We start from the raw sequence: 24,188 nt of genomic DNA, 5'->3' as shown, positions 1-24,188 counted from the left end.
TTCTTCTTACATACAAGATGTGTAGAAGATTCAGGGACAAGCCGAGGCACGTAGGTTGTTTAACAAGTCATTTAAAAATCAAATAATCATAGTTATATTGTTTCTTTAAGTTTAAATTATTAAAATCCGAATCGGTAACTCTATCATTTGATTTGTGCCACTATAAATAAAATGAAACACTTATCATTACTTTTCACTGACCAAAAGATCATATTTTATGCAAATCGGGCTTTTAACAATCTTGTTTTTGTATTTTGGATTATCTAAAGCTTTCCTATCCTTTGAAATAACGTAACAGGTCAGCCCCTATAAATTTTTGTTGAAAATTTATAGGGGGTTAATGAGATCCAAATTAAAAAGACTGCCCCGTCAATAGATCAAAAGATTTTGAGAAATATCTCATAGTGCCGAGCCAGAAAAGCATCTAAGATTGGACACTATAAAGATTGCAAAAGAACTGATTAGATGAGCATAGCATTACCAGAGAGGATAGAAGATTGCCATGAGCTGATAAAACGGCTTGTTGAACTCACGGATACCTTGGTTGTACGTATTGAAAAATTAGAGCAAGAAAATAGAGGGCTTAAAGAACGTTTAAATAACAACTCATCGAACTCATCAAAACCGCCATCTCAAGATTTCAAGAAAAAGAAACCTAAATCCCCTAATCCAAATAAAGGAAGAGGAGTCAAAGGGTATCAGGGCCATTCCCGTCAGTTGTTGCCTCTAAACGAAGTTGATGAAGTAGTCTCTTGTCCGCTACCCACTACGTGCCTTTGCGGAGGGCAAATTAAGATACGAGAAGAAATATTAAGACATCAAGTCCATGAATTACCCGAAATAAAGTTGCAGGTTACAGAATATCAATTAGCAAAAGGAGCTTGTGGCTGCTGCGGTAAGAAACAAATAGCCTCCTTACCTTAAGGAATTACCTGGGGTATTACTGGTCCTCGTTTAACCGGTCTGATGTCGCATATGCTCTCAAGATATAAATTATCACGTCGAGAACTACAGGCTTTTTTAGAAGAGCATTATGGATTCAAAATAAGCAGGGGCTGTATTTATGCAAAACAACGCATCGTCGCTCACGCATTAGAGGAATCTGTTGCTGATTTATTAGAACAAGTAAAATCAAGTAGCAGTGTTCATATGGATGAAACAGGTCATCGACGCGATGGACTAAATCAATGGCTTTGAGGAATGATGTCCCCAAAAGCAGCTTTCTTTTCAGTAGAATCATCCCGAGGTAAGAAAGTGATTGCCAAGCTTATGGAAGAGTTTAATGGATTTATTATTTCTGATCGCTACGCTGCTTATAACTACTTTGAAAGTAGTAAACGTCAGATTTGTTGGGCGCACTTGAAACGGGACTTTACCAAGTTATCGGAGAAACAAGAGGAGCTCATTGCCCTAATAGGAAAAGCTTTATTAGAATGTCAGGCGAATCTCTTTGAATTGTGGCATCAATACAAGCTCGAGAATTTTTCACGCAATGAGTTGATACGAAAACTCGACCTATTCGAAATAAAGTAGGGGAACTCTTGGAGCAAGGAACTTATACTGAGCCCAAATTAAGAATCGTACGGTTTTGCTCTAATTTATTGACCCATTTTTCTGCCTTATGGACTTTCCTTTTTAATGAAGAGGCAGAGCCAACCAACAATCATGCTGAACAATGTTTAAGGCCTGCCGTTATTTGGCGTAAAAAATATTTTGGAACTCGATCTGACTATGGTTCTGAGTTTCTTGCTAGAACCATGTCTCTGATTACTTCTTGTAGATTACAAGCGAAAAGTGCTTTTGAGGTAGTCTCTCAAATTTTATCTGCCTATTTTTCAGAACAAAGATCTTTGATTTTTGGTAACCCCACCTGACCTATTACCTTCGACCAATAAATCCGATGTATGCATGCAAAATAAACGTATTCCCAGTGAAATACATACAAGATATAAAATATATTAGTTAATAAACGTATAGGTTAAACCATTTAACCATCAAGATTTATAGGCTTGATTCATGATAATCGATCTATCTCCATTTATTCTGCTATACGACTGCTCCAATCTCTAGAGAAACGCCTATTGATAATTAAATATCGCACCCCCTTTTTATGAAATAAACAGAGTGGCTAATTTAAAAATCTATTTATCTATAATTTCCATCGTCTATGAACCCACCACCATTGCTCTGGATGCTCTAAAATTAATTTTTCAAGAGTTTGATTATATCTTAGAGTATTTTGATAGATAGCCTGTTCTTTGACTGCATGAAACTCCCATTCTATCTCTGGGTAAAATTTCATAACGTGCTTGCCGTTGTGTTGCCTGTAGCCGGATACCGGAATAACCGGTGTTTGATGTTTATGGGCAAAAAAGGCCAAACTCCGGTATGTTCCGGCCTTAACTCCAAAGAACTCGACAGCGATCCCTGATTTATTTTCTAGTTGGGCATGTTGATCCATAGCAAAAAGCACCAACTCTTTATTCTTTATGGCTTGGTTTATTTTTTTCGGAGCACCGATGCTATTGATAACACCTAACCCATGATGTGCAATTCTCTTAAATAGCCAGGTTTCTAACCATTTCATGCGAATAGGGCGCCTGATGACATTTATTTGTCCGTATTGAGATATTAAGCGTGAAAAACCTAATACTGATATTAATTCCCAACTCCCTAAATGACCTGTTAATAAAAGAACGCCCTTCTTCTGGTCAATTGCTCTTTGCAAATGCTCTACTCCGTGGATTTCCACTTGTTGATTCAATTTTTTAGAACTTGGCCTATTCATCAAAAACATTTCTTTTAAAGTAGAGGCTACATGGGAATAAAAAGCCTTTGCCAATCTTATTTTCTCAGCAGAAGTTGCTGTATTTTTAAAAACAATATCTATGTTATTTAATACAATTTGTTTGCGAATAGGTAAAAACCAATAAAAAAGAAGACCTGCAAAAGTGACTCGGAGTTTAGATAAATAAGGATTAGCCATTATTTTTCCAGCGTTTGTATGACCATAACCATTGTTCAGGATAAAGCAATAACATATCTTCCAATCTTTTATTATAAAGTTGAGTGTTTTCTATAAGAGCCTGTTTATATTCTGAATTAACTACTCCTTTTACTTCCGGATAAATACACAGTACATGTTGTTTTTTATTTGTTCGATAAAAAGCAATAGATAACACGCATGACTCATATAGAGTAGCCAAATAAGCCAAGCTAATATTAGTAGCCGTTTCCTGTCCTAAAAAATCAGCAGTTACTCTATTTTTAATTTTAGAAGAGGGATGAACATCAAAAGGAAAAAAAACAATGCCATTATTTTTCAAGGCAGTACGAACCTGGCTTACTGCATTTTTAGCATTAATTATTTTAAAGCCGCAGCTTTCAAATCGACGCAAAAAAATAGAATCCAAAAAAGCAAAACGCAAATTTTTGCGCACACAATAAAAAACATGATTTTTGCTGTCAAATTTATCAAGAAAAAACAAAGGTGCAAATTCCCAATTCCCGAAATGTCCGGTAAAGACTAAAGTTCCTTTTCCCTTGCTTATGGCGTCCTGTAAGTATTCAAGACCGATTATTTCAATGCGTTTTGCCAAATATTTTTTACTGAACAGCGCATATAAAATAATTTCTTTAATATTTGTTATCATATGGGAATAATAAGCCATACATAAGCGTTTTCTTTCAGCCGGTGATAGGGAGGATTGAAATATACGATCTATATTTTTTTTCGCATTGCTTCTTTTGTAAGGCGATAAAAAATAGGCGCATCGCCCCCACCAAGTCAAAGGAAGAGTATTTAAATCACGTTTTAATTCTAACATAAATGTAAACTGCCATTTGTTTTGTCCAAATACCGCTCCCGCTTACAAAAGCTGTTTTAGGCAGTCAGTCTACAATCCAACCATTTTAAAGTAAAATACTACGTGGATTTACAAACAAGTTTAAGCTAACATCCATTCATTCAATCCTTTTATGAGCACATATTGATTAAAAAAAGACAGACTCGAATTGCCATGATTGCCGGAGAAATGTCTGGTGATTTGCTAGGGGCAGGCGTAATTCGTGAACTCAAAAAACATTTAAAGAATGTAGAGTTTATAGGAGTTGGAGGCCCTCAAATGCTTGAGGAAGGATTCCAGTCTCTTGCGAATATGTCCGAGCTTTCAGTTATGGGGATAAGTGATGTTCTGAGACGCTATCCTCAACTTTATTTTATAAGAGAAAGGCTATTGAAAGAGTGGACCATTAATCCACCAGATGTATTCATAGGAATTGATTACCCTGATTTTAATTTATCAGTTGAAACACGACTAAAACGCCAAAATGTTAAAACAGTGCATCTGGTGAGCCCTAAAGTTTGGGCATGGCGACAAAAGCGAGTGTATTTAATAAAAAAAGCAGTGGATTTGGTATTAACTTTATTTCCATTTGAAGAGTCATTTTATCAACAATATGATGTACCAGCTCAGTTTGTTGGTCATCCTTTGGCGGATTTGATTGAAATAAATCCAAATAATGCCGCTCTGCGCAAAAAATACAATTATAAGCCTGATGACACTATTCTAGCCGTGTTACCGGGCAGTCGAATTGGGGAAATCAAATACATAGGCCCCTTGTTTCTGGAGGTGATGCAAAGAATTGCTGTTGAGATGCCACATGTGCATTTTATTGTTCCTATCGCATGTCAGGAATTGTACCCTGTTTTTTTTAAACAATTTCAAGCCAGATACAGGCACTTAAAAATTCAGATCATTCAAGGGAGCGCTCGTGAAGCCATGGCTATCTCTGACGTTGTTTTAACAAAATCTGGAACGGCAACACTGGAAGCTATGCTATTAAAACGACCCATGGTTGTTGCTTTTAAATGGAGCAAATTCACTCATGCGATTATCGCACCACAAGTAAAGATCCCCTATGTTGCTTTACCTAATTTATTAGCCAATAAAAAATTAGTGCCTGAATTTGTTCAGGAAAAAGCAACTGCTAACAGTATTACAGAATCAGTGCTCAATTTGCTTGCCTGCCCCAGTCAAAGCAACTTAAATAAACAATTTACGGCCATCCATCACACATTAAGGCAAAATGCCAATGAAAAAGCTGCTTTATCCATCCTCAGGATTTTGGAGACTTCTTCGGCTTGATCGCTGTTTTTAAAAATCGGATTTGTTTTTGCCAATCACTAATTGATACAGCCGGGTGGCCTCCGACTCTGTCTCCAGATTTTACATTTTTATAGACTTTACCACTTGCTAAAACAGTGGCACCTTTGCCAATCTTCAAGTGCCCAATCACCCCAGCTTGTCCAGCCAGAGTGACATACTCCCCAAGCTCTGTACTTCCAGCAATTCCAACTTGAGCAACTATAATAGACCCTTTACCAATCTTGACATTATGCCCAACCTGCACAAGATTATCCAAACGACACCAGTCTTCAATCACAGTATTATCCAGAGAACCTCGATCAATACAGGTATTAGCGCCAATTTCAACATGATTGCCAATAATGACCCCTCCTGCATGAGGAATTTTATAATGACCATTCGCATCACTGGCAAATCCAAAACCATCCTGGCCTATACGGGCACCAGGATAAATAACCACATGCTTCCCTATAACAGCATGCCTGATGCTGACATTGTCTTCTATAAGGCAATCGTCGCCTATGGTTACACCATCACCAATATAAGTATTCACTCCAATCTTGCATCCGGAACCAATTTTCGCGTTATTGCCAATATAAGTTCCGTGCGCAATATAACAGCTTGAGCCAATTACCGCAGAGGTTTCGATTACTGCTGAGGAAGCAATAAAGCCAGCTGGTTTCTCTGAAGGATAAAAAGCTTGAGCAATTAAAGCAAAAGCTTTATACGGGTTTGGGTGTACCAGTAAATACATGCTATCAGGCGCAAATTTCACATACTCTGGCCCGATAATACAAGCACGAGCGGCTGTGTTTTTTAATTCTTTCAGGTATTTTTTTTGATGCAACATTACCAAATTATGGGTTGTCGCTTCCGAAAGTTTTGCCAAACCAGAAACTGTAAATGCTTCTCCTTTACCTTCATACAGGGTAGCCCCAGAAATCTCAGCTAATTCCGCCAAATAAAATGGTCCTGCAGGTTTTGTAAATTGGTAATTTGACATACACACTCTAAAAAATTAACGATAAAAGCTACGTTTAGAATTTTCAAGGAATTTGAGAATATAATTTACATCCATGCTTTTTTGAAACTCTTTTTTAAGCATTTCAATAGTATCAGTTAACGTTTGGCCTTCCTGAAAGAGAATTTTATAAGCCCTCTGAATATCTATTCTTTCCGAAGAACTGTATCCATTTCGACGCAATCTCTCAACATTGATGCCAAATCGTTTGGGAGGATTTCCAGAAACCAAAGTATAAGGCAAAACATCTTTTGTAATTTTGCTTTGTGCACCAATCATACTCATTCTGCCTAACTGAACAAATTGATGAATCCCGCACAAAGCGCCAATAGTCACCCAATCATCAATAACTACATGTCCGCCAATGGCAACCGCATTAGCGATAATGTTATTGTTTCCCATTTGAACATCGTGGGCTACATGGACTGAAGTCATGATTAAATTATGATTACCGACACGCGTTTCTCCTCCTCCGCCAGCAGTTCCTCGGTTAATAGTCACATATTCTCGAATAATATTATTGTTACCAATAAAAACCGTACTTTTTTCACCTGCAAATTTCAGATCCTGGGGAACAGCGCCAATAATTGCCCCGGTTTCGATTTGATTATCCTCACCTATTTGTGTCCATCCTTGAATAGAAACATGGGAGCCTATTGTTGTTCCCTGACCAATGCTGACATTATCCCCAATAATGGAATAAGGACCTATGCTAACATTAGGTCCAATTTTTGCGTAAGGAGATATAAGCGCTGTAGGATGAATCAATTGTGAAAATGAAACAACTTTACTAGACACATGACTATGATCTAACGGACTCACTTGCATGAGGGTACCTCCAAAAAACAAATACAAAAATTAGACTTTATTAACAATCTAAACAACCGAAGATTTCTGAAATTCCATATTACTAATCAAACTTGGCTACAGTATTCATGACATTCGAAGAATCCGTACTGATTTCTACTAATTCTGAGGGGTTTTCTTGCAAACTCCTGGCATGACAGCCTACAGAAAAATATCATCCGAATATTTCCAGGGACCAACAGAATAACAAATCGAAATTATAGAGTGCTAATAAATCCTAATATTATTCACTCATCAGAAAAACATTTTCTTATGAGTGAATAATAAAATTTTGAAAAAAATGTAACCTACAATTAACAGACATAACTCAATTTAATAAATAGATTTCTCACTGAAAAACGTTGATTTAGTGAAACTCTATTTCTTGCTGTTTTGCTGGAAAAATAATCCGGAGTTGCCTCAGTCCAATATTGCTCGGAGCTAATACCGCCCGCAATACCTACCCGGCTGTCATTCTTCATATCAAAATTTGCAGCAATGCCTAAATTAGCTCCCAATACCCCCGCAGCCCAGAGTGAAGTATCGGTATTTTGACTAAAGCTGTAACTTCCTGTCCGTCTTATGCCCGGGATCTGCATGGGAGTAACCAGAGTTTCAAGGAATCTGGTGTCATAAGAGCCTCCCAATAAAGAAGCAGACACATCCCCCATTAAACTGATATAACGAGTTAAGGACCAGTCAGCTCCCATTCCAATGCGCGGGCCTATGCCATAATATTTGGCCTCATAATTAATTTGATCATTAACAGGCTCTAGGCTTTCTGTAAACGGGAATTGTTGTAAACGAGATATCCCCATTCCAACATACTGGGCATAAAATCCCTTTTTAAGTTCTGTGGCTTTAACTCCATAATATCGAGAAAATTGCACATTATTTATAAAAGTACTTTTGAAATAGCGATGTGTGATTAAATCAGCGGTTTGAAATTCGTAACTTCCACTAAAGGAAGAAAATGCTGGGCCATAGAGATCCAAACCACCCACTTGCTGATTCGGATCAACAAAACTATCCTCACTTTTCAGGATTTGGCTTACTTTGTTAATTAGGATGTCATTAGGGTTCGCATTAACAACATTCGTTGAACCTCTGTTAGTCAAGTTCGTATAGCTTAATACCACATCGTGGCTCTTTTCCGGGCCAAACAGGTATCCCAAACTTAAAGAATATCCCCAGCGGGAATCGATGTCTGAGGTATGGCTTATAATGTTATTTGATGCATTGACAGTTTCAACAAAAGGAAATTTATCAATAGCTGAATCACTTACATCACCATAAATTGGTGTTACATTAAAAAAGAAACCTTTGTCTTCACTGACAGCCCCCATAACTCCAGCATAGGAAACAGAAGAACTTGCCAAAAACAAACCCAAAGCATAAAGCTTACAGCGTGAATTTAAATACATACTGCTTTTACTCCCTAAAAACTTGATAGATCCTCTAAAAAAACACTATGGTATATTAACAGGAAAATTATATTTGTCCATTTGTGACTGTATTCATTTCTGAAACTGAGTATTCCCCAATACTATTTTTAATTCAATCTTTTTTAGCTCGTCTTTCAAAAGATACCCATTGTTTTGGATATGAAAGGCCATTAATGACAACAAAAAATTAATGTTGTCCAAAATAGAATCTCCAGACATAATAGAATCCCATCTAGAAATTCCAGATTTAATAATAAAAATGAAAATATTGGTCATACAGCAGAAAAAAATTGGTGATGTTTTACTCAGTAGTGTTATTTGTAACAATTTAAAAAAATTAATACCGAATGCAGAAATTCATTATTTGATGAATCAAGAGGCTTTACCCGTAATAGAAGGAAATCCCAATATTAATCAAGCAATTACAATCCGCCCTGAGCATAGAGCAGGCGTACGGGCTTTTATAAAATTTGCTCTGCAGATAAGACGCCAACGATATGATGTTGTGATTGATGCTTATACCAAACTGGAAAGCTGGTTAATTGTTTTGCTTTGCGGAGCAAAACGCCGCATCTCCTATAAAAAAAAATATAGGACATTTCTTTATACAGATAATATTCCGAGAGAATCCGTAAAAGTTACTCAACCAGGGCGAATGATTGATTTAAAACTTCTTTTAATTCAACCTTTTTTAAATAACAGGTTGCCTGAGCGCTCACCCAAAATATATCTTTCTGAGCATGAAAAACAAAATGCCGTATTTTTGTTTAAAAAACATGGTATCCCATCTAGAAAAAATCTCATGCTGAATATTGTTGGAAGTTGCCCATTAAAAACTTATCCTCTGGAGTACATGGCAACGCTCGTAAATCAAATAGCAGGCCAGGTGGATGTTAATATTTTATTTAATTTTTTGCCTCATCAAAAAGATATAGCGCAACAAATTTATGAATTATGTAATGATGAAGCGAAAAAAAATATTTTCTTTGAATTATCGAATTATGACTTAAGAACATTTATTTTAATTATGAATCAATGTGATGCCATCATAGGTAATGAAGGAGGCGCTATACATATAGCAAAAGCTTTAAATAAGCCTTCATTCACAATTTTTTCTCCCTGGGTATGTAAACATGATTGGTCCACTTTCGAAGATGATTTTTATCATGCTGCAGTTCATCTTAGCGACTTTAAGCCTGATTTATACCAAAATACCCCTGAACATACATACAAGGATAAAACCTTGGAACTTTTTAAAGATCTAAAACCAGAACTAATCTGGCCGAAATTAAGCACCTATGTAGCTTATCACTTTGGTAATATGCATAATGCAGATTAGAGAGAAAGAGGCTAAATTATTACAAAAAAACTATTCGCTGGAAGAGTACTTTTCTAGTTTATTATAGTAAAGGCAGCATCTGGCCTATTGGGATTATTGGGTTGATCAATTTTAAGGGGATGTGATTGGTTTTCTGATAAATTATAATTTTTTACCAGTGCTTTGTTGATATAGCTTAACTCAATAACATTAGGTATTGTACCTAACGATTTTGTCGTTGAAAAACCTGTAGCTGCAGCATAATTATTGCCATGAACGTGAATTAATACAAAGTGTTTCTCTAACTGCTCTAATAGTGTGATGGCGTTTTGCGTGCTTCTTGCATCATTAAAATGAATCTCTAGCGCAATACCAGTAATATTATCCTTATGCTTCATAATCCCGGAAAAAGCATCATACTCTGCGCCTTCTATATCCATCTTAATAAATAGTTTTTTATCCTTTATATTCAAGTTATCTAACTGCTCAACAAAAGAGGTGACTTTATGATTCGTATTAGCAGGATTATATAAGAAGGCATCACTCACGATGCACTCTTTTACCAGAGTAAATAATTTACTTTTACTGGCTACCTGTTCAATACCACAATCAAAACCATAAGATGGCTTGTTATAAATTAGTGAGAATTGATCTTCAAAACTGTTATCTTTATGTATACCGTATCCTAAAAGCACATCAGCTTGTTTAAAAGCTTTTACAGCGGCTACATAACCCCCATCATTTTCTTTTCCATGACGAACTAATTCCAAAGGCCCATTTTCATCACGAGCAGAATAGACCTTTAAAAGCTCAACTAGATTTTCATGAATAGGCGCTAATAGAGAGTTTTGTATCTGAAAAGTTTGCTGCTGCAGTTGTGAAATTTTTTTATTTAATACTTTATTTGATTTTATTAATAAAATAATAATCGTAATACTGAAACAGATACAAAGTATATTGAAAAGATTTGATTTAATTGTTTTCAAGATATAAGACGCAGTTAAATTGAAGCTAAGCTTAGAACACAAGCATGTAGTATATTATTGACTATCCAAGATATGCAAGTTTAAGATATCTAAAAAGAAATTATCCCCCATATTCAAAATACTTATGGAGGATAATAACGGAAACTCATTTTATTGAATTACTGGAAGTTGAGGAGCAGCTGTTCGCTTTGGCCCAGGAGTAGATTTTTGAGAGGTATCCTTTGACGCATAGCTTTTTTGTTGCGGCTGGGATTGATTGGTAGCGGTGGTTTGTCCTCCACTGGATGGCATGCTATTTTCTTGGTAAGAATACCCTCTTTCTTGAGGGCTTGTCCCGTCAAAATAACATCCTGATACCCCTAAAGCAAAGAGTGCAATGAGGCCATATCTCCATTTTATTGTTTTGTAATTTATCATAATTAAGCTTCCTGCATCCGTTAATTAAACAAAATATCAATTGAAATGAATTGCTATAAATACTTTATAGCCACTTTGGATTTTTGCCATTTTTGAAAAACTGATAACAAATTGTTTTTTTGATCTCAATTATAAGACAATTAAAAGATAATGCTTTTTACGTTTTTACAAAAATAGCCAACGCCCACAATAAATATAATGTAAAAATAGAGAAATAACCATAAAAACGAAAAATCCATATATTAACAAAGAAAATACCACAAATATAAATTTTCAAGAATACTTGAATTTATTTCTAATAAGGACTCGCAGTGGTTTTTCGAAATAATGATAGCTTAAATAAGAAACTCCCCAGGTAATGGCAATGAATAGTGTTAAAAAGCTGATACTATAAAAAGGTATGGCTAGATTTAACCAACCAAAAAATAAGGTAAGTATAATTTGGATAGGAAAATGAATCAGATAACTTGAAAAGGTTAAGTGACTCATTGTTTTAATCAGATTTTGAACTCTAGGCCATGCTTTTATTATTCTTGATAAATAGTAGAAACAAACCAGCATCATATTGATAAGTAACAAATATTTAACAGGTGTCAATTGCTTTAATTTGAGTAAATGCATTCCCGTTAGCACAATAGCAAGTATATAAACAAAATAAATACTCAGAAATTTATTGCGGTTCTGCTTTTCAAATTGTTGCAAATAAATTGCAAACAACCCCCCGCTGTAAAAATATCCAACACAATCAATTATTGGAAACGAAAAATTCGCCAGTTTAGCAAGGAGATAAAAGCCAATAAAAAAATAATTTACACTAGCTTTCAAGCCTAAAAAGCGCACAAAAATAAAAAATATAAAATAGACTGGTATTTCTGCAGATAGTGACCAAACAGGTCCATTAAAACTATGAGCGCCCTTTCCCACCCAACTACTTGCTAAAAAGAAATGGAGAAGGAAATTTCCAAGATCATTATTTTGATAGGTAAAATAATAATGATTATTGTAAAAATAAATCCAATTAAAAAATGCCACTAAAAAAAGAGTAACTAAATGAAGCGGGTAAATTCTTGAGAATCGCCCTATAAAGAACTTTTTACCACTTATTAACTTATTTGCTATACCCTCGCCATATTTCCAAAATAATATAAAACCACTAATGCACCAAAAGGTTTGGACCCGGTATTGCCACCCATGGCTGTAGAAAATATCTAAAATTGAATACAGTGGTTGTTGATGTTTAATAAATTGTATACCACTATTATGAGCAAAAAATTGATAATGCCAGAGTAACACACCCAGCGCTAAAAGACATCGCAGCAGATCAATTCCCAGGAATCTATCTTCCGATAGAGCTTCTATTCTCTGTAGAGGTTTTACGCATTGTTGAACATATTGCGTAGCATTAATTTTCATTCAGACTAAACACTGCGTTTTTTAATACTTTAAGCTGCAATAAAATACACTTAAAACAAAGTGATTTCATTATTTTTAAAAATCCGGTAATTACTTCAATCAATATTAGCCTAAGAGGCGATTAAGATTTACTAAGATAAGGTGTTTATAAATGGCTAGAAATAGTTCGATTGTTCATTATGGTTGAAAAGCCGGAGTCAACCTCTCATCATATTTATAATACGCATAAGAAATCGAATCTCCTCAAAAAGACTTTATATATATCGCTCTACTCAAAACAGAAAATATATAGAGGCCCCCATTTTGCTATTTTACCTTATCCGCTTATAATCAACTCATTTCACCATGACAAAGGACTACCATGATTTACCCTAACATCCTGGCCACTATAGGCCATACTCCCGTTGTAAAAATTAACAGACTTGGAAAAGAGCTGGAATGTGAGCTGTATGCCAAATGCGAATTCTTTAATCCTGGAGGCTCTGTAAAAGACCGTATTGGCTATGAAATGGTAGTAAAGGCAGAAAAGGAAGGACGAATTAAACCAGGCGATACTTTAATCGAGCCGACTTCCGGAAATACCGGGATAGGGATAGCCTTGGCAGGCGCTGTATTAGGCTACAAAGTGATTATTACCATGCCCGAAAAAATGAGCCAGGAAAAGCAATCCGTGCTCGAACGCCTGGGAGCCATCATTTATCGAACGCCAACAGAAGCTGCGTATAATGATCCGGACAGTCATATTTCTCTGGCTAAAAAATTACAAGCTGAAATCCCTAACTCCCATATCCTCGATCAGTATGCAAACCCCAATAACCCTAATGCCCATTATTTTGGTACAGCTCAGGAAATTATTGACGATTTTGGAAAAGATTTGCATATGGTTGTTGCTGGCGTAGGAACAGGTGGAACAATTACTGGCATTGCCAGACGCCTTAAAGAGTATAATCCCGCCATCAAAATCATTGGTGCCGATCCTGAAGGATCAATCCTGGGAGGCGGTACAGAAGTTAAATCGTATCATGTCGAAGGCATAGGTTATGATTTCTTCCCCGATGTGCTTGATAACACGTTGATTGATGCTTACATAAAAACTAACGATGCGGATTCTTTCAGTACTGCCAGACGGCTCATTAAAGAAGAAGGATTATTAATAGGTGGTTCAAGTGGAGCAGCCATGTGGGCCGCATTGCAAGCAGCTAAATCTTTAAGGAAAGGGCAGAAATGTCTGGTGATTTTACCTGACTCTATCCGTAATTACATGTCCAAATTTGCCAATGATGAATGGATGAAAGAAATGGGCTTTCTTTAATTGAAAGCCATGAAAAACTATCCTATTGCTATTTCATCAAAAAATGACTGTTGGCAATTCACTTTGAAAAAATGATCCGGATTGCCAACACAATTTAACCAACTGACATAGATACTGAAGAAGGTCGATTTTCTAAATGATCAAACAATTGATCAACATCGACTTGTCTGGTACTAATCCACCCGGCCAGCGCAGAAGCCAATAATTGATTAACACCATCCTTGCCTTCACCCGAATAATTCGCAGTAACCGGCTTGTTAGAGTCCTCCGCCAACCTGGAAAAAAATTCTGTCGAGTCAATAACCAAGCCTTTTTCTGAAGGTAAAAACTTAATGTAAAGATTAATCATCCTCTGGGTTGTTATTTCACCCAATTTAAGCATCGTTAGAAAATTCTGATACCATTGTTTATAGGCCTGTAGTAATTTTTTATTATCAGATGTAATTAAATCAACGACATCAGCGATAGTCTCTTTTCCACTCGCGCTTGAGCTTTCTACTGGTTTGGGAGGACTTACTGCCAATTGCCCAACATAAACAAAATCCGCTTTATTTTTCACGGCAGGGAAATACTTATTATTTTTCTGAACCTGAATAGTTATCCCGGGTTTTGTACTATTCAGATTGTCTCCCAAATACACTTCACGCTTCCTCAACTCCTTGCCATTTTCCACAACAGATAAAGTGATGTTGATCCCGATTGCATGAGAAAGTGCTCTCAAAGCGCTGGTCGGGAGTGGAGTGGATGGTTGGCGTAAAAATGATTTCAGCGTGTTGCGATCGAATTCACTAAAAATATCACGATAATTTAGAGGTTTTGCATAAATCTCATCTATAGCCAATTGGCGTAATACATAAGCAAAACATTCGACAATTTCCGACTTTCGTGTCCCATTAATCAACATACTCATGCGTTCGGAGGGAGTCAAATAAGGTTGACTTGGAATGTATTTAGGAAAATGAAAATAGAAACGCTCCAGTATTTTTTTCAAAGTATCATCATTAATACGAGGGGATCTCTTAAAATAATCAATTAAAGCAACAGCGGCCGCATGAAACTGCTCTCCGCCCACATTAATAAAGCTATGCTGTACTTGCGTACTATTATTTTCTGCTTTAAAGAACCTAGCTCTTGGCATAATGTTCTCCTATCCCAACTTATATCTTCATTCTAATCAATCCAGATTAAGGAAATATTAACAAAGTTTTTACAGTCTACTGAAATTTTCAACACAAAAGCATTTCTCTTAATCACATCATTTTTAAACTGCCACTTATTTTATACCATGCCATTGAGCTTCATTTATTTCTGCAAACTGATGACTCGTCTCAGTGGATTTTAATAATAAAGAAAGTATATGCCGAGTATCTTACAGGACTTACGATAAACCCCAATCTCTTTGTTAAAAAATGTTTTTAATTCAGTCATTTAATTTATCTAAACCCCCTCATTAAAAACATTTTTTGCCTCGACCTTGGGGTTTATCGTAAGTCTGTCTTAAATATTAAGCATAAATAATGCCAATTTTATGAGACATTAATATACTGTACAAAATCAAGAGTTTATAGAACTAATAACAAAATCGAATGAGAATTTTAGGCAAAAATTGCCGTTTTCAAAATAATGTTATGGATATAATATAGTAGGAACATCACAATTCTAAATTCACAGCGAAAGGGGCAAGATGCGTCAAAGGATATCACTTAGATCTCTTGTATATCTTGATTGCTTATTTCAGGGCAAAGCGCAAACGTCTTGAGGAGCGGAATTTACATGCAGTAAATGAGCACCGCAGAAACGTTTGTAAAGCAGCAAAAAAATGAAAGAGACAGGTTATGCAAGAGAGCTCTTGAAAATTCTCTGACTGTGAATTTAGCAAGGAGAAGGGCATGGAAGATTATCAGGAAGATGATTTGGCTCGCATTAGAGAGTTACTGAGACATACTGGTGAGTTTATTGCCTATTTTGAGTTTGTCGAAGCGAAAATGATGGAGTGGCGAGAGGAAATTGAGCAGCAAGCTGAACGATTTCTACATATCACTCAATCTCTACAAAATGAATTAACCTCTATACAAAACCTTATTTCCCAATCAGGAGTAACCCATTTTAAAAAAAGCGCTGAAAAAGCCTTGGCCCAAGGTGAAACGCATTTGCATTCTTTAGAGAGAACTTGCAATCAATTTACCCAAATCTTTCAACAGCAACAAGAAAAAATCGAAAACCTGACAGAAAACTGCATTGACAGAATCGAAAAACATACTAACCAAGCAACTCAAACTATGGCTCTACAACTGGCTAAATATGATGTCCAACATTTTCACCGCATCGCCAACGAAAGCTGTGACCATGTCGATCGGGTTGCAAACGATGCAATAAACAAAAGCAATAAAATGCTTAATATGCTTCAATTCAAAGTAGGTCTTTTTGCCATGTTAATTACCGTACTGACTGCCTTCGTGATAGTCATTTACCTTAATGATGAAATGCCTTGGGAAATGCACCACCAGGCCATGAGCGAACGCCAGGCTGGTAAAGTTCTTCTTCAGGCATGGCCAAAATTAAGTCAAAAGGAAAAAGCAAAAATCTTGAATAAAGATGGCCTGAAGCAAGGATAATACTGTGCTTGATTACACTCCATCAAAAGAGATTTTTTTATGCCTTATCTTGTTTCTCATTCTATTTTGGTTTTGTTTTGATAAGGCAAGAAAAGAATTACGCATTAACCAATGGCAAAAAAAGCTAAATTTAAAACGTCATGCTCAAGTTTTTCAGCACCTGTACGGCAATATCAATGGCTTCATGATTTCCCGACAAGCAAGGAAAAATCAAGATGCAATAGAATATGTGTATGGGGAAATTGAATTTTTACCTTTCATTGCCTTATTATCAATGGTCAACATTGACCACAACACTGTTTTTTATGACCTTGGTTCCGGAACTGGCAAAGCTGTTGTAGCCTGCGCTATGGTATATCCTGTCCGTAAAAGTATAGGTGTCGAATTGTTCCCCAAGTTACACCAATGCGCTTGCGAACGTCTCCAGGAATTGGCGACTATGAAAGGCTATGCTGAGAATAGCAAAAAAATCTCATTTATATTGGGTGATTTTCTAACAGTCGATTTATCTGAGGCCACCTTAATATTTATTAATTCAAGCACCTTATTTGGTGCAACCTGGGAAGCCCTTAACACCCGCCTCAACAACCTGCCACAGCTTTCAACCGTAATCACGACCAGCAAAATCTTATCATCCAGTCATTTTAAGTTAGTTACTCGCGCTAAAATACAAATGAGCTGGGGTGTGGTTTTTGCATTCATTCATAAGAAAGAAAACTAATTTTTACTAACCAGCTTGAAAACATTGAATAATTTTTTACCCGAACTATACTTATAAAATCAAATGGGAAATTGTCAGCACCTAATGTGTCTTGGTAGCAGACATTAGACCAGTTGCTCAACTCGTGGAGCTTATTTTAGTGCCGAGCCACCCGTGCTTCGAAATACAGAGCGAACAGAAGCACAGGCAACCAAGCTAAAATAAAAGAGGATGCAATCGGTCTATTAAATACGCGACAAAACGAGGTGAGTATATGATTAAATCCGAACTCATTGAACACATCGCTGCTCGAATGACGCATCTTACTGAAAAACAAGTAGCCGATGGCATTAACAGAATACTTGAATTAATGAGCGAAGCACTTATCCATGGCCAAAGAATAGAAATTCGGGGCTTTGGTAGTTTTTCTCTTCATTACCGACCACCACGAAATGCTCATAATCCCAAAACAGGTGAAAAAGTTGTAACAGAGGCAAAATACAGCCCTCACTTTAAACCTGGAAAGGAATTACGCGAGCGCGTCAATTCGTCGCGAGCCAAATTCCCACTTTTGGATAAAGATTAAAACGTTACTTTTTTCATCCTAAGTGCGTGGCAATGTCACTCCAGTTTGCCCTTGGTACTTCCCGTTTCGATCACGATAAGAAACAGCGCAAACCTCATTAGCTTCTAAAAACAGCATTTGAGCAACTCCTTCATACGCATAAATCTTGGCAGGCAGAGTAGTCGTATTGGAAAATTCGAGAGTAACATGCCCCTCCCATTCCGGCTCCAAAGGAGTAACATTCACTATAATTCCACAGCGAGCATACGTCGATTTACCCAAGCATATCGTTAATATATTACGGGGTATGCGAAAATATTCGACCGTTCTTGCTAAAGCAAACGAATTGGGTGGAATAATGCAGACATCAGACTGAACATCTACAAAGCTATTTTCATCAAACGCCTTAGGGTCAACTATCGCTGAATTAATATTCGTAAAAATCTTGAATTCATTCGAACAGCGAACATCATACCCATAACTGGATACACCATAAGAAATAATCCTACCATTTTGGTTTTCTCGCACTTGACCGGCCTGAAATGGAGAAATCATCCCATGCTCGACGGCCATTTTCTCTATCCATCTGTCTGATTTGATTGACACGATATTCCTCTTTTCTTAAAAAAATAGATTTCTATCATAAAAGTTAATGAAACGAAAGTTTGTTTAGGGAAATTATCAAGAATAGGGTAGTTTATTCTAATAGAACGTTGATACTAAGGTGCTGGTATGGCCTGACATATCTTATCATCTGCGATATCAGAACCCTTCCGGATATGATAGTAATATGATTATAACTTTCTCTCATCCAGGCTTAGTATGATAGTCTCAGAACAGACTCAAACTCCAAGGCCGGCGCAAAAAAATATTGATTACCAAATGAGATTGGGGTTGCGCTAGCCTTAATTAATATTCCCTATTTTTTCTTGCCAGCCATAGAGGTTAATATATCGCCTAATTCCATGGGCATTGGGAAAATAATAGTTGAATTATTATTCACTGCTATCGTAGCTAAAGTTTGTAGATATCTTAGCTGCATTGCCTGGGGTTGCTGAGCAAGTACTTGAGAAGCTTGCAATAACTTTTCCGAAGCTTGCAGCTCTCCCTCTGCATGGATAACCTTTGCTCTCCTGTCTCTTTCCGCTTCAGCCTGTTTCGCTATTGCCCTTATCATGCTTTCATCCAAATCCACCTTCTTGATTTCAACATTGGAAACCTTGATTCCCCAGCTTTCTGTTTGGGCATCAAGAATTTTTTGCACATCACTATTCAGTTGCTCACGCTCAGCCAACATATCATCCAAATCATGTTGACCTAATACTGACCGCAATGTGGTTTGTGCCAATTGACTGGTTGCTTCAAAATAATTTTCAACCTGGATGATTGCATTTTCAGGTACTACTACACGAAAATACACCACGGCATTGACGCGTACAGAAACGTTATCTCTTGAGATAACGTCTTGACTAGGCACGTCCATGACTATGGTTCGCAAATCAACACGAACTACTTGTTGAATAATTGGAATAATAATTATCAATCCTGGACCTTTAACACGCCAAAACCGGCCCAGCATAAAAACCACTCCGCGCTCATATTCCCTAAACACCTTGAACATTGAAACCAGTAGCAAACCTATAGCTACCAGCATTATCACTAGAAATGGTCCCATCTTATTCTCCTTAATCCTTTTTCATTCACATGGAATAACCAACTAATAAACCGATTGATCTTCTTCTACTTCCAACAATAGCCCCGATGCCCGCGTAACTTTAATGCTTTTATTCGCTGCGATTGGAGAGCTTGAATGGACATTCCAAATCTCTCCTTTAATCACAGCCTGGCCTTCCAAATTAATATCTCCTAGCGCCCTGCCCTTTGCTCCCACCAACGTCTCAAGGCCATGCCTGATTTTTTGGTTTCGAGATTTAACTAACATCCCCAGAACCAAAACAAAAATCAGTATATTCAAAACCGCCATAGCCCAAATTGCTGACCATGCTATCTGAAATGCAATATGTTCCGTGTTCATCAACATAATGGAGCCTAAAATAAAGGAAACGGTTCCTCCTACACCTAACGCCCCAAAACTTGGAGTAAATGCCTCAGCTATGACAAATAAAATGCCTAAAATAATTAGGCCCAGACCTGCGTAGTTTATAGGTAACAGCTGCAGCGCATACAGTGCAAAAAGCATTGAAACTGCACCAACCACTCCAGGTAAAACATAACCTGGATTCACCAACTCAAAGAAAATTCCATAAATTCCAAGTAATAATAGCAAGTAAGCCACTGTGGGGTTGGTAATGACCGATAGAAAACGAGTTCTCCAATCCGGATTGATTACTTGAATATCCGGACTTTCGGTATTAATAGTTATTGTTTTATTATTTTGACTGACTTTTATCCCATGGACCTGGGACAATAAATCATTTCTATTTTTTGCAATATAATTGATCACCCCCTTATTGAGGGCTTCATTCGCTGTTATGGATTTACCTTCTGTCACTGCCTTTTCAGCAAAATCCGGATCACGGCCTCGTAATTGAGCAAGTGACCTTATTGTTGCAACAGCATCATGAGTTACTTTATTTTCCATCACTGATTTTTTTTTCTCATCTTTTTCACCTTCGCTAAATCCTGTGCCAAGACTAACAGGGCTTGCTGCGCCCATTTGAGTGCCAGGCGCCATAGCAGCCAAGGTGCTTGCATACATTAAATAGGTTCCGGCACTTGCAGCCCTTGCTCCAGTGGGACTTACATAAGTAATTATGGGCACATCCGAAAGTAAAAATAATTGGATGATGTTTCGTGTTGAATCATACAAACCGCCTGGTGTGTCGATTAGTATCACTATCAAATCAGCATCTTGAGAACTTTTAATTCCTCTTTCCAAATAATCTACTGTAGCCGGGCCAATTGGTCCCTTTATATTCAACTCTACAATTTTTGCTGCAAAGGAAGCTTGCAATCCAAGCAAAAAAAATAAGGTATATAATATAAAAACCCTGCTTTTTTGAATTAATTTGTTTAACTTCTTTCCAATCATTGTTGCAGTGGCCACTAGTTTTGTTACTATAGAGTTCGAATCGTTATTTGCTGACGAATAAACTCCATCTCTGTAATCTGTTTCTCTTTGTGCTCTTCTCGCTATGCCGGGCTCGGAAATAAGACCGCTGTGTTTGTTTTGCCCCTCTTGCCCAAAACCATCCTGATGCATTTTTACATCCCTTTAAGAGGTAGTTATAAAATAAAAGATAGCACAGGTTGAAAAACAAAGGGGGAATGAGAATACACAATTAAGGACTTTTCAATTATCAAAATAAGTTGCAATTAGCCTAATGACTATTAGTTTGCGATATAAACGAACATCTGGCTACACCAGCTTGTAACTTTATGGATTCGTTACAAGCTTCGGTGAAATAAAATGAGAATAATCTAGAAGAAAACGCCGATTTGGGCTGAAACGGTATCCGCAGATTTTCCTGTGCCTAAAGTTGGAAGATTGACTAATCCAGGAGGAGCTGCCCCGTTAGCGAACTGAGTTAGGCCATAGTCGATATCATGTCTGTACTCAAGACTCTCCACCGTGTCTTTCCAAATTGAAATATTAAATACTCCAATATAGCGTTGTTTAGGCAGATTTAATGCCAATGCTTCTTTTGTCCACTGATAACCGACTCCTATAGAGGCTGGTCTGTTAAAAGCCATAAAAGTCATACCCAATTCTGCTTGAGCAGCCTGAGGTCTGGCACCTTGACCATTAAAACTTAAATCCTGGGGTCTAAAACTTTGTATCGCACCAACCCATTCCAGAGTTAAATTATAACGATCATAACCAACGTGACCATGAACATCAGCTGCTTTTGTTTTACGGACGTTTTCATTACCGTTTGTTATGGAACCAAAACCGCCAAAGGTTGTTCCGACATTGGCGCCTGTGCTTTGCATACCGCCCGCATCAGCAACAGAGCTAATGAAACCGCCCCCTATCTCACCATTGATGTCATTATCAAATCCGAAAATATACCCCAAATTAACTCCGCCGACTCCTGAACGACCCAAAGTAGTATCACTTCTGTAGCCATAAACAGCAGCAAAAGGCCCTGTATCTGCCTGAGACTTATATCCGAAAATGACGGGTCTTGTTTTGGTTCTCGCCAAATTCATTGTTACAGGGGAACTTACCATTGCACTGGAATAGCGGCCAAAAGGAACATAGACTTGTCCTGCTGTAAAATACAGCGGGCTTTTATCCAAATTACCAATGTTCACGAATCCCATATTTAAATTAAACGCTGAATTGCTAACTCGTGGACCAATTGCCGGAGGGCTTTCATCATAGGCAATTGCAATATAGGCCTCGACATTTTCATTCAAGGCAGCAGCAACGTCCAGTTCACTTGAGCCCAGAGTAATATCACCATCTGTGTTGGTTGAGCGAAACGGATTATTAAATGTCGCAGCCGGCTCTGCTTTTCCACTTAATGAAATAATAGGCATATTAGGAATAGGATAGCCTATTTTTTGATAGGCCCTGTATAAACGTCTCCGCTGCTGCATTAAACGAACATCTCGGTTAATACTTGAAATGTTTACTATATAATCAGAACCATCAAACGCAGGCCTATCACCAAGGAATGGCGAGCTTACTACTGGAGTTCCAGCTATATAGGTAACCACTCTGTTATCAGCAATCAACGCCGTTGGATAAAAGCTGATAGATTCCGGATGGGCATCAGGCGCGTGCACCTCTACTTTGGATGAGTGATATTTTTCTTCTATGGCAGATCCCGATTTAGCCGTCGGCTCACTCTGTGGCTCTGCTGGCTTTGTGACAGCCTTTTGAGTTTGCGGAGAGCTCTTATGACTTGCTAATTGTTTTTGTAAGCGGTTGAGTTGGGCTTGTAAATCTTCTGCTTGATGCTGTAATCGTTGAATTTCACTTTTCAGTTGCTGATCTTGATCCGCATATAATGGCGATGATAAACAAGCGAGAGCCAAAATAAATTTTTTAAACTTCATGCGGGGGTACTCCTGTTTATTATTTTTACATCCTAAACGGATAGCCCCGGGATTATAACGCGGCAATTACTGGCTGGCTATAGGATCACTCCGCTAAAATTTAAAATAAATTGGCCTATTTGTATGCATTTATGATTTGTTGCCTATAAATCAATAAATTAGACTTTTGCTTGCTTAGATTTCGAATAGATTAGTGCGATTATATTTTTGTTTGATGTAGAATTGTTTGTACTATTCTTTAAGCAGAATTTTCAAGGAAATGCGCTCGTCAATGGTGAGCGCATTTAAGCAGGAGGTTTTTTTATTAGGCATTACCAATGTATTTTGCACCAATATATGGTCCATAGAGACCATAATCACTATTGGTTACAGGATTTGCCATATTCTGCAGGAATTGAGTATGTAGAGCATTGAAATAGTTCATTACCTGGTAACCACCTTCAAGGTTTAATACTCCTTGAGCCATATTGTAAGCATAATTTAACCCAAGCTTAGCTTCCAAACTTGGAACTATCGCTCTTTTGTCTGCGTATATGGATCGAACAACTGCGCCACTGGAACCAGTAGGCAATGCGACATAGCCAATATTGTATCTACCTTTACCGTATAAGACTGAAGCTGCGCCATTCGCCGTGACACTCAATGCGTTGGTTAAGGCATAAGCATAATCGATTCCTAAAACAGGCCCTACTCCTTTATAATCAGTATTATCGAAAAGGTTGACTCCGCCTAACTGAGGAAACGCACCAAAATAATAGTTCGTATTATCAATTTCAATATTGGCGTACTGTAAACCACCATAGAAACGCATATCCTTAACCAAGCCAAAATCGGCATGTTGTCCCATCACCAGGTTTACCTGCTCAAATCTGTTTTTGTATATTGCGCTAAATAACCGTGGGAACGCTAATGCAGGTGGCAATACAGCGATTCGCCCGATGAGACCACTAGGATTTGCAAAATCCGTATAGTGAGTCCAATTAAGAGTCACATCATTCCCTGTATTAAAATGATAAGAGCCTTCCAATCGGTATCCCCAATCCCAACCCTGATCATCGTCATATCTTGTAGGGGCTACGTGAACTTGTCTATAGGCCATATCGGCATCATAAACTGATTTTAGATAGAGTGCCTGTACACCTAAATCCCAACGTTTTGCTTCACAGGGAACAGTGACATTACCAGGTGTACAAACAGGTCCCATAGTACCTGCTAATGCATAACCACTTGCAGCCAATCCCAATAGGGCTAAACTTGTCTTTTTCAACATATGGACTCCATTTCAAAAAAAAAGCCCATCATTTTTGTGATGGGCTCAAAAAGAACTTAATTACTTAACAAATTACACATTACCAACATACTTCAAGCCAATGTA

Annotated in this window: 22 protein-coding genes and 1 pseudogene; 9 read left to right on the top strand and 14 right to left on the bottom strand. The window is 37.4% G+C overall.

Features of this window, described 5'->3' with window-relative positions; genetic code table 11:
- Positions 1–465: 465 nt before the first annotated feature.
- The 3 genes and pseudogenes from CC34_RS0109235 (at position 466) to CC34_RS1000000117685 (ending at position 1,874) form a co-directional block, all read left to right on the top strand.
- Positions 466–924 (top strand): DUF6444 domain-containing protein, encoded by a 459-nt coding sequence (locus tag CC34_RS0109235; RefSeq protein WP_027228584.1) that lies wholly within the window; start codon positions 466–468, stop codon positions 922–924.
- Between the two features lie 42 nt (positions 925–966).
- A pseudogene (locus tag CC34_RS1000000117690) lies at positions 967–1,533 on the top strand (IS66 family transposase).
- Positions 1,534–1,541: 8 nt separating this feature from the next.
- Positions 1,542–1,874 carry an IS66 family transposase gene (locus CC34_RS1000000117685; protein ID WP_050598215.1) on the top strand — a complete coding sequence of 111 codons (333 nt, stop codon included), beginning with the start codon at positions 1,542–1,544 and terminating at the stop codon, positions 1,872–1,874.
- Between the two features lie 275 nt (positions 1,875–2,149).
- Here the strand turns inward: CC34_RS1000000117685 and CC34_RS0109215 are convergent, their stop codons facing one another.
- Both CC34_RS0109215 and CC34_RS0109210 read right to left on the bottom strand, forming a co-directional pair.
- Positions 2,150–2,986 carry a lysophospholipid acyltransferase family protein gene (locus tag CC34_RS0109215; protein ID WP_027228587.1) on the bottom strand — a complete coding sequence of 279 codons (837 nt, stop codon included), beginning with the start codon at positions 2,984–2,986 and terminating at the stop codon, positions 2,150–2,152.
- Positions 2,979–3,827, bottom strand: a complete 849-nt coding sequence (locus tag CC34_RS0109210; protein WP_027228588.1) for a lysophospholipid acyltransferase family protein — start codon at positions 3,825–3,827, stop codon at positions 2,979–2,981. Before CC34_RS0109210 ends, CC34_RS0109215 begins: the two co-directional genes overlap by 8 nt.
- A gap of 162 nt (positions 3,828–3,989) precedes the next feature.
- On the opposite strand from CC34_RS0109210, the gene lpxB reads away from it, so the two are divergent.
- A complete protein-coding gene (gene lpxB / locus CC34_RS0109205) occupies positions 3,990–5,147 on the top strand; it encodes a lipid-A-disaccharide synthase (protein WP_027228589.1) in 1,158 nt (385 codons plus the stop codon).
- Here lpxB and lpxD read toward each other — a convergent pair.
- The 3 genes from lpxD to CC34_RS0109190 all read right to left on the bottom strand — a co-directional run bounded on the left by lpxD (position 5,119) and on the right by CC34_RS0109190 (position 8,438).
- Positions 5,119–6,150, bottom strand: a complete 1,032-nt coding sequence (lpxD, locus tag CC34_RS0109200) for a UDP-3-O-(3-hydroxymyristoyl)glucosamine N-acyltransferase (protein ID WP_027228590.1) — start codon at positions 6,148–6,150, stop codon at positions 5,119–5,121. The genes lpxB and lpxD overlap by 29 nt on opposite strands.
- Before the next feature lie 15 nt (positions 6,151–6,165).
- Positions 6,166–6,996 carry an acyl-ACP--UDP-N-acetylglucosamine O-acyltransferase gene (gene lpxA, locus CC34_RS0109195; RefSeq protein ID WP_027228591.1) on the bottom strand — a complete coding sequence of 277 codons (831 nt, stop codon included), beginning with the start codon at positions 6,994–6,996 and terminating at the stop codon, positions 6,166–6,168.
- Between the two features lie 332 nt (positions 6,997–7,328).
- The gene (locus CC34_RS0109190; RefSeq protein WP_032830368.1) at positions 7,329–8,438 is read right to left on the bottom strand and encodes an Lpg1974 family pore-forming outer membrane protein; all 1,110 of its coding nucleotides are present in this window, start codon (positions 8,436–8,438) and stop codon (positions 7,329–7,331) included.
- Positions 8,439–8,718: 280 nt separating this feature from the next.
- Here CC34_RS0109190 and CC34_RS0109180 point away from each other — a divergent pair, with 280 nt between their 5' ends.
- The gene (locus CC34_RS0109180) at positions 8,719–9,798 is read left to right on the top strand and encodes a glycosyltransferase family 9 protein (protein WP_011216790.1); all 1,080 of its coding nucleotides are present in this window, start codon (positions 8,719–8,721) and stop codon (positions 9,796–9,798) included.
- A gap of 53 nt (positions 9,799–9,851) precedes the next feature.
- Here CC34_RS0109180 and CC34_RS0109175 read toward each other — a convergent pair whose 3' ends face one another.
- From CC34_RS0109175 to CC34_RS0109165, 3 genes are all read right to left on the bottom strand, one after another.
- A complete protein-coding gene (locus CC34_RS0109175; protein WP_028379430.1) occupies positions 9,852–10,763 on the bottom strand; it encodes an FkbM family methyltransferase in 912 nt (303 codons plus the stop codon).
- Positions 10,764–10,913: 150 nt separating this feature from the next.
- Positions 10,914–11,180, bottom strand: a complete 267-nt coding sequence (locus CC34_RS0109170) for a hypothetical protein (RefSeq protein WP_011216792.1) — start codon at positions 11,178–11,180, stop codon at positions 10,914–10,916.
- 273 nt (positions 11,181–11,453) lie between these two features.
- On the bottom strand, positions 11,454–12,593 hold the full coding sequence (locus tag CC34_RS0109165) for an acyltransferase family protein (protein ID WP_027228594.1): 1,140 nt from the start codon (positions 12,591–12,593) through the stop codon (positions 11,454–11,456).
- Between the two features lie 361 nt (positions 12,594–12,954).
- Here CC34_RS0109165 and CC34_RS0109160 point away from each other — a divergent pair, with 361 nt between their 5' ends.
- The gene (locus CC34_RS0109160) at positions 12,955–13,905 is read left to right on the top strand and encodes a pyridoxal-phosphate dependent enzyme (protein ID WP_027228595.1); all 951 of its coding nucleotides are present in this window, start codon (positions 12,955–12,957) and stop codon (positions 13,903–13,905) included.
- A 94-nt stretch (positions 13,906–13,999) separates the two neighbouring features.
- On the opposite strand, the gene CC34_RS0109155 is transcribed toward CC34_RS0109160, so the two are convergent.
- A complete protein-coding gene (locus CC34_RS0109155) occupies positions 14,000–15,043 on the bottom strand; it encodes a hypothetical protein (protein ID WP_027228596.1) in 1,044 nt (347 codons plus the stop codon).
- Positions 15,044–15,794: 751 nt separating this feature from the next.
- On the opposite strand from CC34_RS0109155, the gene CC34_RS0109150 reads away from it, so the two are divergent.
- The 3 genes from CC34_RS0109150 to CC34_RS0109140 all read left to right on the top strand — a co-directional run bounded on the left by CC34_RS0109150 (position 15,795) and on the right by CC34_RS0109140 (position 17,806).
- The gene (locus CC34_RS0109150; RefSeq protein WP_027228597.1) at positions 15,795–16,520 is read left to right on the top strand and encodes a hypothetical protein; all 726 of its coding nucleotides are present in this window, start codon (positions 15,795–15,797) and stop codon (positions 16,518–16,520) included.
- Between the two features lie 4 nt (positions 16,521–16,524).
- Positions 16,525–17,241, top strand: a complete 717-nt coding sequence (locus CC34_RS0109145) for a methyltransferase (protein ID WP_027228598.1) — start codon at positions 16,525–16,527, stop codon at positions 17,239–17,241.
- 253 nt (positions 17,242–17,494) lie between these two features.
- The gene (locus CC34_RS0109140) at positions 17,495–17,806 is read left to right on the top strand and encodes an integration host factor subunit beta (protein ID WP_010948640.1); all 312 of its coding nucleotides are present in this window, start codon (positions 17,495–17,497) and stop codon (positions 17,804–17,806) included.
- Between the two features lie 18 nt (positions 17,807–17,824).
- Here the strand turns inward: CC34_RS0109140 and dcd are convergent, their stop codons facing one another.
- From dcd to CC34_RS0109115, 5 genes are all read right to left on the bottom strand, one after another.
- On the bottom strand, positions 17,825–18,391 hold the full coding sequence (gene dcd / locus CC34_RS0109135; RefSeq protein ID WP_027228599.1) for a dCTP deaminase: 567 nt from the start codon (positions 18,389–18,391) through the stop codon (positions 17,825–17,827).
- 313 nt (positions 18,392–18,704) lie between these two features.
- Positions 18,705–19,460: a slipin family protein gene (locus CC34_RS0109130; RefSeq protein ID WP_027228600.1), complete on the bottom strand. Its 756-nt coding sequence runs from the start codon at positions 19,458–19,460 to the stop codon at positions 18,705–18,707.
- A gap of 42 nt (positions 19,461–19,502) precedes the next feature.
- Positions 19,503–20,837 carry an NfeD family protein gene (locus CC34_RS0109125; RefSeq protein ID WP_371904279.1) on the bottom strand — a complete coding sequence of 445 codons (1,335 nt, stop codon included), beginning with the start codon at positions 20,835–20,837 and terminating at the stop codon, positions 19,503–19,505.
- A 389-nt stretch (positions 20,838–21,226) separates the two neighbouring features.
- A complete protein-coding gene (locus tag CC34_RS0109120; protein ID WP_027223072.1) occupies positions 21,227–22,813 on the bottom strand; it encodes a FlxA-like family protein in 1,587 nt (528 codons plus the stop codon).
- Positions 22,814–23,117: 304 nt separating this feature from the next.
- Positions 23,118–24,083 carry an Lpg1974 family pore-forming outer membrane protein gene (locus CC34_RS0109115; RefSeq protein WP_028379429.1) on the bottom strand — a complete coding sequence of 322 codons (966 nt, stop codon included), beginning with the start codon at positions 24,081–24,083 and terminating at the stop codon, positions 23,118–23,120.
- Positions 24,084–24,188: the final 105 nt, after the last annotated feature.

This window comes from Legionella pneumophila subsp. fraseri, from assembly GCF_000586315.1.
GTDB lineage: Bacteria > Pseudomonadota > Gammaproteobacteria > Legionellales > Legionellaceae > Legionella > Legionella pneumophila_B.
Note: the sequence above shows the minus strand (reverse complement) of the source record. Positions and strands in the feature narration are given on the sequence as shown.

Coding starts and splice junctions, on each gene's coding strand:
- CC34_RS0109235 (WP_027228584.1), top strand. CDS start 466: ATGAGCATAGCATTACCAGAGAGGATAGAAGATTGCCATGAGCTGATA.
- CC34_RS0109215 (WP_027228587.1), bottom strand. CDS start 2,986: ATGGCTAATCCTTATTTATCTAAACTCCGAGTCACTTTTGCAGGTCTT.
- CC34_RS0109210 (WP_027228588.1), bottom strand. CDS start 3,827: ATGTTAGAATTAAAACGTGATTTAAATACTCTTCCTTTGACTTGGTGG.
- lpxD (WP_027228590.1), bottom strand. CDS start 6,150: ATGTCAAATTACCAATTTACAAAACCTGCAGGACCATTTTATTTGGCG.
- lpxA (WP_027228591.1), bottom strand. CDS start 6,996: ATGCAAGTGAGTCCGTTAGATCATAGTCATGTGTCTAGTAAAGTTGTT.
- CC34_RS0109190 (WP_032830368.1), bottom strand. CDS start 8,438: ATGTATTTAAATTCACGCTGTAAGCTTTATGCTTTGGGTTTGTTTTTG.
- CC34_RS0109180 (WP_011216790.1), top strand. CDS start 8,719: ATGAAAATATTGGTCATACAGCAGAAAAAAATTGGTGATGTTTTACTC.
- CC34_RS0109170 (WP_011216792.1), bottom strand. CDS start 11,180: ATGATAAATTACAAAACAATAAAATGGAGATATGGCCTCATTGCACTC.
- CC34_RS0109165 (WP_027228594.1), bottom strand. CDS start 12,593: ATGAAAATTAATGCTACGCAATATGTTCAACAATGCGTAAAACCTCTA.
- CC34_RS0109160 (WP_027228595.1), top strand. CDS start 12,955: ATGATTTACCCTAACATCCTGGCCACTATAGGCCATACTCCCGTTGTA.
- CC34_RS0109155 (WP_027228596.1), bottom strand. CDS start 15,043: ATGCCAAGAGCTAGGTTCTTTAAAGCAGAAAATAATAGTACGCAAGTA.
- CC34_RS0109150 (WP_027228597.1), top strand. CDS start 15,795: ATGGAAGATTATCAGGAAGATGATTTGGCTCGCATTAGAGAGTTACTG.
- CC34_RS0109140 (WP_010948640.1), top strand. CDS start 17,495: ATGATTAAATCCGAACTCATTGAACACATCGCTGCTCGAATGACGCAT.
- CC34_RS0109130 (WP_027228600.1), bottom strand. CDS start 19,460: ATGGGACCATTTCTAGTGATAATGCTGGTAGCTATAGGTTTGCTACTG.
- CC34_RS0109125 (WP_371904279.1), bottom strand. CDS start 20,837: ATGATTGGAAAGAAGTTAAACAAATTAATTCAAAAAAGCAGGGTTTTT.
- CC34_RS0109120 (WP_027223072.1), bottom strand. CDS start 22,813: ATGAAGTTTAAAAAATTTATTTTGGCTCTCGCTTGTTTATCATCGCCA.
- CC34_RS0109115 (WP_028379429.1), bottom strand. CDS start 24,083: ATGTTGAAAAAGACAAGTTTAGCCCTATTGGGATTGGCTGCAAGTGGT.